Here is a 14,619-nt window from a genome sequence, read left to right as displayed (position 1 = left end):
TCGCCCCGTGCCGTCACTTTCCCGTACTTGCCTGGTGGGACTGACCACCGTGCTCGTCATCGCGTGTGCCTTCGCAATCGATTCGGCCCGCGCCGATGGCATGGTGCCGCAAACCTCGGTCGTCATCGTCGATGAGGCCGACCGCGAAGCCAGTCTCATCGTCACCAACAGCGACAAGCGCGCTTCGCTCCTGCTGGTGACCTTGCAGGACACGCCCGAAGACAAGGACAAGCTGCTCCGCGTCGAACCGATGGTGACGCGCGTGGAAGCGGGCAAGACCCAGATGGTGCGTTTCATCCTGCAGACGAAGGAGCCGCTGAAGACACAGCGCCTCAAGCGTGTGTTGCTGGAAGGCGTGCCGGATCGCGACGACAGCAAACCCGGCCAGATGCGCATCGGCATCGGCGTGCGCCAGAACCTGCCGGTGCTTATCAATCCCGCGGGGCTTCCGAAGCGGAGCGATCCCTGGACGCTGCTGGCCTGGTCGCGCACGGGCGATGAACTGACGGTGCGCAACGACAGCCCCTATGTCGTGCGCATGGGCCAGGAAGTACGCCTGCTTCCCGGCAATGCGATCGGCACACTGCCGCGCGCCTATGTCCTTCCGGGCGAACAGCTGAAAATGTCGCTCAAAGACGCCGCATCTTCTGCCGCCGCCGACAAGGTGCGCATCCAGCCCGCCACCGTCTACGGCTACATCACCGACGACTACGACGCGCCGCTGAAGTGATCGCAGCTTCGATCCTTGCCCTCGCGGCCGACGGAGGTGCCGACGCCGCGGTCGCGAACTTCGACACCGAACTGCTGAAGCAGCGCGGCTTCGATCCCGGGCTCGCCGACTACCTCAAGCAGGCGCAACGCTTCACGCCCGGCGACCACCAGGTTTCGCTGGTCGTGAACGGCGTCAAGCGCAAGAAGACCGTCGCGAATTTCGATTCGAAGGGCAACCTGTGCCTGGATGCAACGGTGGTCGAAGCCGCCGGTCTCAAGCCGTTTGCGCAAGGCAATGCGCAAGCCGGATGCATGCGTCTGAAGGACGCGCATCCGACCGCGCAGGTCGACTTGCGGCCAGGAATCGGCGAAATCGGCCTGGTCGTTCCGCAGGACGCGCTGATTCCGGACAAACGCGCCGTCATTCCCTTCGCACGCGGCGGCACCGGCGCGTTGTTGAACTACGAAGTCTTCGGCAGTCGTTCCGATTTCGGAGGGGGCACCAGCGACAACCTCGTCGCGAATACCGAGGTCGGGTTGAATACCGGCGACTGGATGGTGCGCAGCGCGCAGTCCTACACCGACGCCAACGGTACCGGCGCTTTCGAACGACGCCACGCGTATGCACAGCGCACGCTGGTCGATGCGCGCTCGCTGCTGCAGATCGGCGACGTCACGATGGAAAACGCCGCGCTTCCGGGCGTTCTGGTCACCGGCGTGCAGTTGCTGCCGGAAACGCATCTATCGGTGGGCGCGCCGGGTAGCGTCGATGGCATCGCGCAGACCAACGCGCGCGTGGACGTGCGCCAATCGGGAATGCTGGTCTATTCGACGATCGTGCAGCCTGGTCCGTTCTCCCTGACGAACCTGCCGCTGCTCGACAACCTCTCGACGCTGCAGGTCACGGTGACCGAGGCCGACAATTCGGAGCGCCAGTTCTCCGTGCCCGCCGCGTCGCTCGCGTCCACCGCGACGGCGATCCCGACCGGGTATTCGCTCACCGTCGGCGAAGTGCGCGACACCCATGGTGGTGGCGATGCGAAACCCTGGGTGATCAGCGGCAGCGGCACGTGGGCGATGAAGAAGGCGGGCACCGTGTCCGGTGGCGCGCTGTTGGGCGAGGGCTACGGTGCGCTGGGCCTGGGCGTATTCGCGCGTCTGCGCAAGGCCACCACGCTCAACGGACAGACGATCCTCACGCATGCAAGCAATGAAGGCGTGTCGGGTGGGCAGTTGAATCTGTCCCTCCAGCAACGACTGGCCGATCGCTTCAGTCTCAATGCGTCGATCCTCGAACGCTCGAAGCACTACCGCGACCTGCTCGACACGACGGTCGACCCCACCGTGCCTCCGGCCGATCGCAGCGAGTCGACGTACTCCCTCGGTGCGAGCTGGTCCGGCCTGGGCCGGGGCGCGATGGGCCTGGCGTACACGCAGACGAAGGATTTCCGGGACATCGACCATCGGCGCCTCACCGCGTCGTGGGGCAAGCAATTCGGCCGCGTTTCGATCTCGGCGAACGCCGAGTGGAGTCTCGACCACGACGCGGCATCGACCGACGACAACGCCTTCTACATCAACGTCCGCATCCCATTGGGATCACCGAGCCGCACCATGACCACCACGATGAACCGCCGCGGCAACGACGAGCGCTACACGATGAGTGTCGACGATCGCGTCAGCGAGACGCTGCGATATCGCCTGTCGGCCGAGCACAACACGCGATACGAACAGACCAACGCGCGCGCCGACGTCTCGATGCTCCCGCGTTACACGCAGTTGGACATGGGTTACTCGCAAGGCACCCACGGCGACAGTTCGGGCAACTACGGTCTGCGCGGTGGCGTCGCGCTGCACGGCGGCGGCGTGACGCTCTCGCCGTACGCGATCAAGGACAGTTTCGCCATCGTGTCGGTGGGGGACGTGGCCGGCGTCAAGGTCAGCACGCCTGCCGGGCCGGTGTGGACCGACTGGCGCGGTCATGCGGTGGTGCCGCAACTCAATGCGTATCGAGTGAGCGCGATCGACCTCGTGCCGAAGACCCTGCCGCGCAACATCACGGTGGAAAACGGCCGCCAGGAAGTCGAAGCCGGCCGCGGTTCGGTGCAGTACCTGCCGTTCGCGGTCGAAAAGGCGCGCCGTGTGTTGCTGCAGGCCACGTTGCCCGACGGCAGGCCCGCGCCGGCGGGTGCCTCCGTGCTCGACAGCAAGAAGCGACTGGTCACGGTCGTCACCGACGGCGGCGAGATCTTCCTCACCAAGGACCCGACGGGCGATGCATTCGAAGTGCACACCGCCGACGACGGCGTCTGCACACTCGAGTTCCAGCTGCCCGACAAGCCGAACCTCGAGGACTACTACGAAACGGCGAAGGCCCTGTGCCGCCCGGGTCCGGCGGAGAGTGCGTAAAATGCGCGACGGGTGCATCGGGTGAGGTCGCCATGCTGATCGAACGCTCCTACACGGTGTCCGAGTTCCTGCTGTGGACGCGGCGCAGCATCTACGTGCTGCTCATCGTCAGCACGGTGCCCGTGTTGCTGTACGAAGTGGCGGGGCTGCGCTTCCTGCAGATTCCCTTCGCGATCGTCTTCCTGCTCGGCACCACGGTGGCGCTGTCGGCGGGGTTCAAGAACCTGCAGACCTACGGCCGCATGCAGGATGCACAGTTGTTGTGGGCCTCGATCGCCAGCAGCAGCCGCACCTTCGGTGCGAGTTGCCGCGACCTGGTGCCCGACGCGGACGCCGCCAGGGCGCTCATCAATCGCCACCTGGCATGGCTCGCCGCGCTGCGCCACGAACTGCGCAAGCACAAGCCGTGGGAGCAGCACGACAAGGCGAACTTCATCGAATGGCAGAAGTACTACACCGTGCCGGAGCACGCGCAGTCGCTGACGTTCGAACTCTCGCGCTTCGTGTCGCCGGAGGAAGCCGCGCTGGTGCTCGAAGCGCGCAACCCGCCGTGGCAGGTGTTGGCGATGCAGGGCGCCGATGCGAAGCGATTGCTGGACGCGGGCGTGATTCCCGCGAATGCATTCGCCGAGGTGCAACGCGCGACGCGCGAATTCGGCGAGTTGCAGGGCAAGGTGGAGCGCATCAAGAACTACCCGTATCCGCGGCAATTCGCGTTCATCCATTCGATCTTCGTCAAGATCCTGGCCGTGTTGCTGCCCTTCGGGATGATCAGCGAGCTGGCGCGGCTCGGCACCACCATCGGCGGTTGGGCCGGCCAGTACGCGGTATGGTTGGCGATTCCGCTCAGCCTGATCATCTCGTGGATGTACGTGTCCCTCGACGAGGTGGGCGCGAGCACCGAGAACCCCTTCGAAGGCGGCGCGAACGACGTGCCGATCACCAGGATCTGCGAGGAGGTCGAACTCGACCTGCGCCAGATGCTCGGCGAGATCGCATTGCCGGCGCCTTCGAAGCTGGAAGGCGGAATCGCGATGTAGATCGTCGCCCGGGCGTGCTAAAACACGAGCCGCCATGCCATCCCCCATTTCCCTCGGCGTCCTGGGCCACTGCGTCCGCCAGCAGGCGACGGCCGACATTGCGCTCGCGCAGTTGCGGCCGACGATTCCCGAGCACGACATCCATCACCACCAGCACGACGACATGCACCTGGTGCTGTTGCTCGCCGGCCCCTACGCAAGCGATGCGCGCGGGATGCCGGCGGTGTGCGTGGAGCCTGCGCTGATCTTCAATCCGCCGGGGACCGAGCATCGGGATCGCTTCAAGTCGCTCGACGGTTTGTTTCTCACGCTGACGATGCCGCTCGATGCGTGGCAGCGGTTTTCGCAGGGAATCGAAACGCCTGACGCTCCCGTGCGTCTCGATCGCCAGGCACTCGCTCGTGCGATGCGCCTGCTGCCGGAATTGTGGCAATGGGAGGCGACTTCTCCGTTGGCGGTCGAATCGATTCTCGGCGAGCTGCTCGCGGATCGACAAGCGCAACGTGCGAGCACGCGCGCCGATGCGGTGCTCGATCGCGTGGTCGAACGCCTGGACGATGCGCTTGCCGCGCCGCCGTCGATCCGCGAACTGGCGGCCCTCGTGGACCTGCACCCGGTGTATCTCGCGCGCATGTTCCGCCGGCGCTTCGGGCAGGCGCCGAGCGACTGGATCCGGCAGCGACGCCTGCATCGCGCCTTGTCCGCGATCGCGCGCGGACGCCCGGTGGTGGAGGCGGCATCGGCGCTCGGGTTCGTCGACCAGAGCCACCTGCATCGGTGTTTCGTCGCCGAGTTCGGCATGACGCCTGGGGCCTTCCGGCGCTTGGCGTTGGGGCGCGGCGAGGTTGCGCGGATACAAGAACGGCTGATTCGGCGGTGCTAGCCTGCGATCTTCCTTGGAGGAGATCGTCGATGTCGCGTTGGCCCTTGATGGTTGCGATGTGCGCGTTGTTTCCGTTGGCCGCGCAGGCGCAGGACGCCTTCGCGCCCGCCACCCGCGCCGTGGAGAACGGCGACTTCAAGGCGATCACGAGCGTGCTCGTGGCGCAGGATGGGAAGATCGTCTACGAACATTATTTCGACGAAGGCGGCGCGCAGGCGCGGCGCAACACGCGTTCGGCGACGAAGACGGTCGCGGGCATCCTCGCAGGATTGGCGATCGAAGACGGCAAGATTCGCGGCAAGGACGCGCGCGTGTTCGACTTGCTGCCGCCCGCGCGCAGGCAACACATGCAGAATCCTGATCCGCGCAAGGAAGCGATCACCGTCGAAGATCTGCTGACGATGTCCGCGCTCGTCGAGTGCGACGACGAAAACCAATTCTCGCGCGGCAACGAAGAACGCATGTACCTCGTCGAGGATTGGGTGCAGTTCTGGGCGGACCTGCCGGTGCAGGGCTTTCCGGCGTGGATGCCCAAACCGAAGGATGCGCCGCATGGGCGCAGCTTCCGCTATTGCACCGCGGGCGTGACGACGCTGGGCGAAGCCATACAGACCGCCGTCGGCGAGCCGTTGCAGGATTACGCGCAGCGGCGCCTGTTCACGCCAATCGGAATCGAAGCGCCACAGTGGCAGTTCTCGCCGCTCGGCCTGGCGCAGGCGGGCGGCGGCCTCGGCTTGCGCACGCGTGACCTGTGGAGAATCGGGCAGCTGTACCTCGACGGTGGGCGCGCGAACGGCAAGCAGGTCGTCCCGGCGGCGTGGGTCCAGGCGTCGCTGAGCGCGCAAGCCAGCGCGCGCGAGGAGGCGGACTACGGTTACCTCTGGTGGCTGATGAAGGTGCCGGTCGGCAACCAGGTCCACACCTATCCGGCGATGGCCGGAACGGGCGGCAATACGCTGTTCCTCGTGCCCGACAAACAGGCGGTCGTGGTCATCACGACGACCAACTACAACGAACGCCAGCCGCACCTGCTGACCTTCAAGCTGTTCACCGAGAAGCTGTTGCCGGCGCTGAAGTAGGGCGGTCACATCCGGCGCGGGCGGGCGTCCCTGTCATCGACTCCTGACCGGAATACCCGACATGCCCTGGCTCCGCTGGTTGCTCGCCGCCTTTGCCGTCACCGCGCCGCTGATCTTCCTGTCCCACGTCCTGCGCGATCGCCCACTGCATTACGCGGTGAGCGAAGCCCTGGTCTGGGGCGGGATCAGTGCGTGGATCTACACGCTGGGCCGCATCGAGAACACGCGTCGCGGGCGCCACTGCGCCCTGTGCGTGGGGCCTTCGCGCGCCGGGGAGTAGGATCGCGGCGCCCACGAGGAGGGAGCGCCATGGCCATCCGCAAACGCACGACCAAGACCGTTGCTGCACGCAAGCACGAAGTGCGCGCCGAATTGACCAACGTGGAATTGGTCAAGGCGAAGTCGGCGTTGCGCCTGGAGGTATTCGTGCGCCGCGAAAAACTCGGCGAGCTCGAAGTCGGCCGCGGGTCGATCTACTGGCGCGGCGCGAACCGGCATCTGCGCAAGCGCATCGATTGGACGCGGTTCGCGGAGATGATGGATGGACTTGCGTATGGTGGGCGGTAGTCGCGCCTTCGTTGAATCGCGATTTGAATTCGGCCACGCGTTGACGTAGCGTCCCGTACGGGCGAAGGGGACGCCCGTTGGGGAAATGTGTGGAAGATCCAGCCGATCTGAAGTTTTCGGTGCGCCCTGATGCGCGGCCGCAGCGCGGCTCGTCGCGTTCGAGCGCGTTGCATTGGTGGTTGCTCGCGGTGCTTGGTGCACTCGTGTTCCTGTTCGTGCGCGGCATGTTGGCGCGCGGCGCAGAGACGGCGGGGCATTCGGAGCGGACGCCGCTCGTGACACAAGTTGCGCCATCTACTGAAATGCCCACCGATGAAATGTTCCCCGCCGACTCGACGCCGATGGTCTACAAGTGCGTCGGGACCGGGGGCGCGATTGCCTACCAGAGTTTCCAGTGCGCGGCCGATGAGGCGACGCGTGGGGCGTATGCGGCGCGGCCGGACACTTGGGGCGATGTGGAGGCTGCGCGAGCGAAGCAACTTGATGCTGTACGGCAGGCGCGCGTGATGTCGCAACTGGCGGAAAACGGCCAGACGCGTTCGACGTTCACATCCTCCGCGAACTACGACCAGGCGCGCGCGCAATGTGAAGCCGCGAAGGTGCATCGGGAGAACACATTGCGCATGGTCGGTCTCGCGCGGACATACGATTTGCTCCAACGGCTCGACGAAATGGTGCGAGAAGCCTGCAAGGGCACCTAGTCCACCGCCCCCTAGGATTCGTCCTACCCAGTCAACTTCATTCGGCTTGCGCCCGGTTGCCCCAAGGGACGACTGACGCGGGCGCGTTGCAGGCGCACCTTTCCATCACCCCCGATGGAAGGCCCGTGCCATGCAAGACGTCGATGACCGCCCCGATTTCGTCCGCGCCAGCGACAACGCGCTCAAGAGCCTGCGCGCCGTCTTCCTGCTGACGGGTCGTTCGTCGGAGGAAGCGCTCGCCGCGGCGGCAGGAGTCGTTGCGACCTTGCTCGATCACGGCGGGCCCGGGTGGATCGAGCGCCTGATCGAATCGCAGACCTCGGAATGGTTGCGCGAGATGGCGCGGTTCGCGGCGCGCGACCTGGACGAGCGCGAGGTGGATGCATCCACGCGCGCGCGCACCTTGCTGGTGTGCCTCGCGCGGCAGGCGCTCGCGTCGGAGGTGTTCGACGCCGTCGCCGCGCGGTCGAACTGAGGGATACGGCCGTGTGTGGCGTCGAAGCGGTCGATGTCGCGCAGGTGTGTTGGGCCTTGCGCCGGGGGCATAGCGCGCGCGTGGGGCGCGTGGTGCTGCGGCCCGACCTCCTGCGCGACATCATCTGGCTGCGCGACCCCGCGGGCGAAGTGGAGATCGCCGCGACCGCGATCGACGAAGCCGGCTGCCTGGCGGCCTTGCAGGGCGCGGTGCGGTATTGCGTCGACGGGCCCTGCGCCTGCGGAGACTCCTTGCGGCCGGCGGTGCGGTTCCGGTAGCCGGCTCACTTCATCGAGTGCAGGCCGATCATGTTGCCTTCGGTGTCGAAGCCCAGGGCGATGAAGCCGTACTCGCCGATGGAGAACTTCTCCTTGTGGAGTTTTCCGCCGCGTTCCACCAGGCGCTTGGCTTCCACCGCACAGTCCTCGCACATGAAATACACCAGCGTGCCCATGCCGCCGGAAGGAACGCTCGGCATGCGGACGAGCGCGCCGGCCGCGCCCTGCGCGTCCTGTTGCATGGGGAAGGCCCACATTTCGCCTTCGTCGCCCGCGTTGAGTTTCTCGAGCTTCCGTCCGAACACGCCTTCGTAGAAGGCTTTCGCGCGAGGAAGATCCTGGACGTAAATCTCGAACCAGCCGACCGGATTGGCCATGTCGCACTCCTGTTGTGGGATGGATCAGTCGAAGATCTCGCTCAGCCAGTGCTTCTTTTTCTTGTAGTAGGGCTGGGCGTGCGGGTGGTGCGGGTGCGGCGCATACGCGGGCTGCGGCGTTTGCGGTGCGGGTGCTGCAACGGTGCTGGAGGCGCGCTGGAGAAGCTTGTCGAGCTCGCCGCGATCGAGCCACACGCCGCGGCATTGCGGGCAGTAGTCGATCTCGATGCCTTGGCGGTCGGTCATCAGCAAAGTCGCGTCGGGGCAGTGGGGACAACGCATGCGCAGCGCCTGTGTCGGGGGAGGCTCGACGTTAGCCGGTCTGCCGGGGATTCGGTGACGGACGTTTCTGGATCAGCCGGCGTTCGCGCTGAAGATCAGACGCGTCGCGGCGTCGTCGCCGAGGACGGGCTGCAGGCGGATCTCGACGCGTTCGCCGCCGCGTTCCCAGTGCAGGTGCACGGCATCGGCGCGGGCGTCGTCGGTCAGGACGCGATAGCCGCGCTGCACCATGGCGTTGCGATAGAACGCCGCCGTCGTTTCCATGGCGGCGGGGACGAACCAGCTGCCGCCGAAGGCGTTGGAGGTCAGCCGTTGGCTGCGGGCGGGCAGGGGAAAGTCGGCTTGCGCCTGCACCGCGGGCCGGTGCGATACGACGTTGGCGCCGACATTGAGCGCACCGTTGCCGGCCAACGCGGGCGCGCAGGCCGCGCTCGCGAACAACAATCCGGTGATGACACGACGGACGACCATGCGACGCTCCGGGGGTGGCGTGCAGGAACGTGCTGCGGGGTGGGAGATTCAGCGCCGCGCCACGTTGTCCCCACGTGAATGCGTGTTTGCAGTTTTACTGCAGAGCTTGCCGCGCCACCCTGCGAAGACATGCGACGGCGGAGGATCGGTCGCATGCGCCGATTCGTGCAGTCCTTTTCCGAAGAAAGTTTCCCGCGCGGCTTGCCCGCCGCGCTGGTGTCGGCGCTTGCCGCGTGCCCCGACCGTTTCAACATCGCGGTGCGCAAACCCGCGGCGGTGTTGCTCGATCGCGGCGACGGGCTCGTCGTCGAAGACTTCGATTGGGGCCTGATCCCGAGTTGGTCGAAGCTGCCGGAAACGAAGTACACGACGGTCACCGCGCGCCTGGATCGCGCGCCGCGCAGCCGCATCTTCAAGCGCCCATGGGAGCAGCGGCGCTGCATCGTGCCCTTGAACGGATACTACAAGTGGGATCGCAGCGTGTCGCCGGCGCAGCCGTATTTCATCCAGTCGCAAGCGGGGCAGGTGTTGTTCGCGGCGGGCTTGTGGGATCACTGGCATCGCGAAGAACCGCACGTGTATTCCTTCGCGGTGCTCACCGCGGGCAATGCGGCGATTCCGCCGCCGCTCGTGCCCGATGGCCCGGTGTTCGTCGAAGCGGCGAAGATCGCCGACTGGATCGAAGGGCCATGGTTTCCCCAGCGTTTCCTCGCGCGCATGCCGCAGCCGGCGCTGGAGGCTTATCCGGTGTCGCGCCGCATCCGCTCGCGCGAAGAAGACGACTACACCCTCCTGGATCCCGTGGATCCGCAGGAGGATGCAGTCGCCACCGTGGGCTTCGACGACGTCTTCGAAGACGAAGACGACTGAGCGTCAGTACTGCTGCAAGCCGAGGATCGACTGCAGCACGCTGGTCAGGATGACCGCGATGTTGTCGTTGCCGTTGTTGTTGCCGTAGTCGTAATTGTCGCCGTTGCCGTAATAGGTCCCGTAGCGATAGTCGTTGCCGTAGGAATCCTGGTAACCGCGCTGGAAGCCTTCGCGGAAGTAGTGGTTGTACTCGCTGCGGTCGACGTAATAGCCGTTGTAACCGTAGCTCGCATCCTGGTAGGCGAAGTTGTTGCGCCAGTCGCTGCGCCAGCCGTCGCGGCGGTCGGCCATGCCGGCGCGCACGCCCATCTGGTAGCCCTCGCGCACGGCCTGTTGCAGCAGGTCGGCCTGGTAGCGGTTGGCGTCGTAATAGCGGCCATCGCGAACATAGCGATAGGACACCGGCGCGTTCCAATACGCATCGCGCGCATAGTTCTGCTCGGCGAGGCGTCGCTGCTGCGCGAGCTGCTGCTGCCAGTACCACTGCTGGTAGGCGTACTGCTGCGAGCGACGCTGCGCCTGGAGCGCGGCGATGCGGTTCTGTTCGGCGACGCGACGCGCGGCCATGTAGTTGCGATAGTCGACCTCGCGCTGGCGCTGCATCTGGATCATGCGCTGGCGCTGCGCTTCGGTGACCTGGCGCTGGTGGGCGGCGTTGCGTTGCTGCGCTTGTCGGCGATCGGCCTGGTGCTCGAGGTCGGCGCGATGCTGCGCGTCGCGGCGCGCTTCGGCCTGGCGACGTTGCGCCTCGTTGCGAGCTTCGGCCTGGCGATGCAGGGCTTCATTGCGCTGTTGCGCCTGGCGATGCTCGGCGTCGCGACGTGCGTCGGCCTGGCGACGTTCGGCCTCGCGATGCTGCGCCTGTTCGCGCTGATGCTGCGCTTGCTCGCGCTGCTGCGCCTGGCGCTGTTCCGCCTGCTGATGCTGCTGCGCCTTCTGGCGCTGCTCGGCCTGGCGGCGTGCATCGTCGTTGTGCTTCTGCGCGTCCTGATGCGCCTTCTGCGGCGGATGCTTGGCCTTTTCCTTCTCCTTCTCCGCATCCTGGTGCTGCTTGTCGTTCTGGCGCGCCGACGCGTCGGGCGCGACCAGGCCACCGGCGAGGACCAGGCCGATGGCGCCTGCGAGGATGACATTCCGTTCGAAACGCATGGCACACCTGTGGGTTGGTGGAACTGTGTGCAGTTGGCGGCCGTAGCGCTGAATCGATTCTGAGAATTCGCGTGAAGCCTTTGTCGCGTTCAGGTTGTAGAGTCTTAGCCTGCGTGAGTCGCGCGTGAACCGAGGATCCCCTGCACGATGCCCCATGGCCTGACACTCATCTCGACCCTGGCCACCGCGTTCGGCGCGGCGTTGATCCTCGGTTTCATCGCCGCGCGCCTGCGCTTGCCGGCGTTGGTGGGTTACTTGCTTGCGGGTGTGCTGATCGGGCCCTTCACGCCGGGATTCGTCGCCGACACGGGCCTTGCGGCCGAACTCGCCGAAATCGGCGTGATGCTGCTGATGTTCGGCGTCGGCCTGCATTTCTCGTTGCAGGACCTGCTCGACGTGCGCAAGGTCGCACTGCCCGGCGCGGTGCTGCAGATCGCGGCGGCGACGGGCCTGGGCGCGCTGGTCGCGCATCAATGGGGTTGGTCCTGGGGCGCGGCGATCATTTTCGGGCTCGCCCTGTCGGTGGCCAGCACGGTGGTGTTGCTGCGCGCGCTGGAGGCGCGCGGCGTCCTGGATTCGATGAACGGCCGCATCGCGGTGGGTTGGCTCGTCGTCGAAGACCTCGCGATGGTGCTGGTGCTTGTCCTGTTGCCGCCGATTGCCGGCGCGCTAGGCGGCACGGCGACACCCGAAGGCGGCGCCAACCTGTGGCTCGCGCTGGGCATCACGTTGTTGAAGGTCACCGCCTTCCTCGTGGTGATGCTGGTCGCCGGCCGCAAAGTGCTGCCGCGCATGTTGTGGTGGGTGGCGCAGACCGGCTCGCGCGAACTGTTCACGCTTGCGGTGGTGGCGTGCGCGGTGGGCATCGCGTTCGGTGCGGCGGAATTGTTCGGCGTGTCCTTCGCGCTCGGCGCGTTCTTCGCGGGCATGGTGCTGCGCGAATCGGAGTTCTCGCATCGCGCGGCCGAGGAGTCGCTGCCGCTGCGCGATGCCTTCGCGGTGTTGTTCTTCGTCTCGGTCGGCATGTTGTTCGACCCGATGGTGATCGTGCAGGAACCGCTGCGCGTGCTGGCGGTGGTGGCGATCATCGTGTTCGGCAAGACCCTCGCCGCGGCGCTGTTGGTGTTGTTGCTGCGCTATCCGCTCAACACGGCCCTGACCGTATCGGCGAGCCTGGCGCAGATCGGCGAGTTCTCCTTCATCCTCGCGGGTCTGGGCGTGTCGCTCGGCGTGTTGCCGAAGGAAGGCAACAGCCTGGTCCTCGCCGGCGCCATCATTTCGATCGCGCTCAATCCGCTGCTGTTCGCCGCGATCGAGCCGCTGCAGAAGGCGATCCGCAAACGCTCGGCCCTCGCGCGGCGTCTGGAACAACCGGCCGACCCGATGGCCGCGCTCCCGATGACCACGGACGCCAAATACCTCTCCGGCCATGCGGTCCTCGTCGGCTACGGTCGCGTGGGCAAGCGCATCGCGCAGCAATTGACCGCGGGCGGGATTCCGGTCGTCGTCGCCGAGCAGAACCGCGAGCGCGTGGAGCAACTGCGCGAACAGGGGTTCGCGGCCGTCTCGGGCGATGCCTCCGAAGCGGCGACCCTCGTGCAGGCGCACATCACCGGGGCGCGCTGGCTGATCGTCGCGACGCCAGATACTTTCAGCGTGCGGCAAATGTCGGAAGTCGCGCGAACATTGAATCCGAACATCGACATCATCGTGCGCAGCCACAACGCCGAAGAGGCCGCTTTGCTCGCGCAGGAACATGCGGCGGGCAAGGTGTTCCTCGGGGAAGTCGAACTGGCCGACGGAATGAGCGACTACGTGATCGAGGCAAACCGGACATGACCGCGCCCTACGACGATCTGCTCGCGCGCGCCCACGCGCACGCGCTCGACTATCTCCACGCGTTGCCCGAACGCCGCGTCGGTTCCACCGCAAGCCGCGACGAACTGATGGCCGCATTGCGCGCGCCGTTGTCCATCGAAGGCGAAGCGCCGGAAGCCGTGCTCGACCTGCTCGCATCGCAGGCGCCCCGCGGCGCGGTGGCCTGCAATTCGCCGCGCTACTTCGGGTTCGTGATCGGCGGGTCGACGCCGGTGTCGCTCGCGGCCGATTGGCTCGTATCGACGTGGGACCAGAACGCCGGCATCTACGTGATCTCGCCCCTGGTCTCGGTCGTCGAGGAAGTCGCGGGCGAATGGTTGCTGGACGTGTTCGACCTGCCGCGCGATTGCGGCGTGGGTTTCGTCACCGGCTGCCAGATGGCGAACGTCACGTGCCTGGCCGCCGCGCGCCACGGCGTGTTGCGGCGCGTGGGCTGGGATGTCGAAGCCGATGGCCTGCAGGGTGCGCCCCGCATCAACGTCGTGGCCTCCGCCGAATCGCACATCACCATCGATGTCGCGTTGCGCTATCTCGGCCTGGGCACGCGCTGCATCCGGCGCATTCCGTCCGATGCGCAGGGCCGCATGGAACCTGAGGCATTGCGTGCGGTGCTGGCCACGCTGGAAGGCCCGACCATCGTTTGCGCGCAGGCGGGCAACGTGAACACCGGCGCGTTCGATCCCCTGCGCGAAATCGGCGCGCTCTGCAACGCGCATGGTGCATGGCTGCACATCGACGGCGCGTTCGGTCTATGGGCGCGCGCAAGTGCGAACGACGCGACGCGCGCGCTGGTCGATGGGGTGGAACTCGCCGATTCCTGGGCCACCGATGCGCACAAATGGCTCAACGTGCCCTACGACTGCGGCGTGGCGCTGGTGAAATCGCGCGAGGACCATCGTGCGGCGATGACGACGGCGGCCGCCTACCTGGTGCAGACGAAGGGCCCCGAACGCGACGCCGTCGACTGGGTCCCCGACTTCTCCCGCCGCGCGCGCGGCGTGCCGGTCTACGCGAACCTGCGTGCGCTGGGGCGCGAAGGCATCGCGCAACTGGTCGATGGCTTGTGTGCCCGTGCGGCCGAGATGGCCGCGGCCCTCGCACCCGAAGCGGGCGTGCAGATCCTGACCGACGTGGTCCTCAACCAGGTGCTGGTGCGCTTCGGCGATGACGACGAGCTCACCCGGCGCGTGATCGCCGGCGTGCAGGAGGAAGGCACCTGCTGGCTCGCCGGGACCACCTGGCAGGGCCGGGGCGCCATGCGCATCTCGGTTTCCAACTGGGCCACGACGGCCGACGACTCCGCCCGGAGCGCCGCGGCGATCCTTGAGGTCTGGCGCCGGGTGCGGGGCGAAAAATAATTTCGGGGCGCGTGTCGATCCGCGTCCTCCCCATTCGTCGAATGGGATGAAACGGGCAGGCCTTCCCCTGGAGCCGTCCTTTCCATCCCAC

At 66.5% G+C, this 14,619-nt stretch carries 17 protein-coding genes; 13 read left to right on the top strand and 4 right to left on the bottom strand.

Annotated features, from left to right (window positions below; translation table 11 throughout):
* The first annotated feature begins 7 nt into the window (after positions 1-7).
* The 10 genes from AC1DOM_RS11415 (at position 8) to AC1DOM_RS11370 (ending at position 8,143) form a co-directional block, all read left to right on the top strand.
* On the top strand, positions 8-730 hold the full coding sequence (locus AC1DOM_RS11415; RefSeq protein ID WP_498963347.1) for a fimbria/pilus chaperone family protein: 723 nt from the start codon (positions 8-10) through the stop codon (positions 728-730).
* On the top strand, positions 727-3,120 hold the full coding sequence (locus tag AC1DOM_RS11410; protein ID WP_498963345.1) for a fimbria/pilus outer membrane usher protein: 2,394 nt from the start codon (positions 727-729) through the stop codon (positions 3,118-3,120). Before AC1DOM_RS11415 ends, AC1DOM_RS11410 begins: the two co-directional genes overlap by 4 nt.
* A 32-nt stretch (positions 3,121-3,152) precedes the next feature.
* On the top strand, positions 3,153-4,160 hold the full coding sequence (locus AC1DOM_RS11405) for a bestrophin family protein (RefSeq protein WP_498963343.1): 1,008 nt from the start codon (positions 3,153-3,155) through the stop codon (positions 4,158-4,160).
* Between the two features lie 34 nt (positions 4,161-4,194).
* Positions 4,195-5,043, top strand: a complete 849-nt coding sequence (locus AC1DOM_RS11400) for an AraC family transcriptional regulator (RefSeq protein ID WP_498963341.1) — start codon at positions 4,195-4,197, stop codon at positions 5,041-5,043.
* 29 nt (positions 5,044-5,072) lie between these two features.
* Complete coding sequence (locus tag AC1DOM_RS11395; RefSeq protein WP_498963339.1) at positions 5,073-6,122, top strand: serine hydrolase domain-containing protein; 1,050 nt, start codon at positions 5,073-5,075, stop codon at positions 6,120-6,122.
* 61 nt (positions 6,123-6,183) lie between these two features.
* A complete protein-coding gene (locus AC1DOM_RS11390) occupies positions 6,184-6,402 on the top strand; it encodes a hypothetical protein (RefSeq protein WP_498963337.1) in 219 nt (72 codons plus the stop codon).
* 29 nt (positions 6,403-6,431) lie between these two features.
* Entirely contained in the window at positions 6,432-6,689 is a 258-nt protein-coding gene (locus AC1DOM_RS11385; protein ID WP_498963335.1) for a hypothetical protein, read from the top strand.
* Between the two features lie 203 nt (positions 6,690-6,892).
* Entirely contained in the window at positions 6,893-7,390 is a 498-nt protein-coding gene (locus AC1DOM_RS11380; RefSeq protein WP_498963333.1) for a hypothetical protein, read from the top strand.
* 130 nt (positions 7,391-7,520) lie between these two features.
* Positions 7,521-7,865, top strand: a complete 345-nt coding sequence (locus AC1DOM_RS11375) for a hypothetical protein (protein ID WP_498963331.1) — start codon at positions 7,521-7,523, stop codon at positions 7,863-7,865.
* A gap of 11 nt (positions 7,866-7,876) precedes the next feature.
* Entirely contained in the window at positions 7,877-8,143 is a 267-nt protein-coding gene (locus AC1DOM_RS11370) for a hypothetical protein (RefSeq protein ID WP_498963329.1), read from the top strand.
* A 5-nt stretch (positions 8,144-8,148) separates the two neighbouring features.
* Here AC1DOM_RS11370 and AC1DOM_RS11365 read toward each other — a convergent pair whose 3' ends face one another.
* From AC1DOM_RS11365 to AC1DOM_RS11355, 3 genes are all read right to left on the bottom strand, one after another.
* Positions 8,149-8,520: a VOC family protein gene (locus AC1DOM_RS11365; RefSeq protein WP_498963327.1), complete on the bottom strand. Its 372-nt coding sequence runs from the start codon at positions 8,518-8,520 to the stop codon at positions 8,149-8,151.
* Positions 8,521-8,544: 24 nt separating this feature from the next.
* On the bottom strand, positions 8,545-8,802 hold the full coding sequence (locus AC1DOM_RS11360) for a TFIIB-type zinc ribbon-containing protein (protein WP_498963325.1): 258 nt from the start codon (positions 8,800-8,802) through the stop codon (positions 8,545-8,547).
* Positions 8,803-8,874: 72 nt separating this feature from the next.
* Positions 8,875-9,273, bottom strand: a complete 399-nt coding sequence (locus tag AC1DOM_RS11355; RefSeq protein WP_498963323.1) for a hypothetical protein — start codon at positions 9,271-9,273, stop codon at positions 8,875-8,877.
* A gap of 153 nt (positions 9,274-9,426) precedes the next feature.
* On the opposite strand from AC1DOM_RS11355, the gene AC1DOM_RS11350 reads away from it, so the two are divergent.
* Positions 9,427-10,143 (top strand): SOS response-associated peptidase, encoded by a 717-nt coding sequence (locus AC1DOM_RS11350; protein ID WP_498963321.1) that lies wholly within the window; start codon positions 9,427-9,429, stop codon positions 10,141-10,143.
* Between the two features lie 3 nt (positions 10,144-10,146).
* On the opposite strand, the gene AC1DOM_RS11345 is transcribed toward AC1DOM_RS11350, so the two are convergent.
* Entirely contained in the window at positions 10,147-11,292 is a 1,146-nt protein-coding gene (locus AC1DOM_RS11345) for a hypothetical protein (RefSeq protein WP_498963319.1), read from the bottom strand.
* Between the two features lie 147 nt (positions 11,293-11,439).
* Here AC1DOM_RS11345 and AC1DOM_RS11340 point away from each other — a divergent pair, with 147 nt between their 5' ends.
* The gene (locus tag AC1DOM_RS11340) at positions 11,440-13,131 is read left to right on the top strand and encodes a cation:proton antiporter domain-containing protein (RefSeq protein ID WP_498963317.1); all 1,692 of its coding nucleotides are present in this window, start codon (positions 11,440-11,442) and stop codon (positions 13,129-13,131) included.
* The gene (locus tag AC1DOM_RS11335; RefSeq protein ID WP_498963315.1) at positions 13,128-14,528 is read left to right on the top strand and encodes a pyridoxal phosphate-dependent decarboxylase family protein; all 1,401 of its coding nucleotides are present in this window, start codon (positions 13,128-13,130) and stop codon (positions 14,526-14,528) included. Before AC1DOM_RS11340 ends, AC1DOM_RS11335 begins: the two co-directional genes overlap by 4 nt.
* Positions 14,529-14,619: the final 91 nt, after the last annotated feature.

The sequence above is a fragment of the Lysobacter sp. P5_B12 genome, from assembly GCF_056400425.1.
This window is presented reverse-complemented; position numbering and strand designations above follow the sequence as displayed.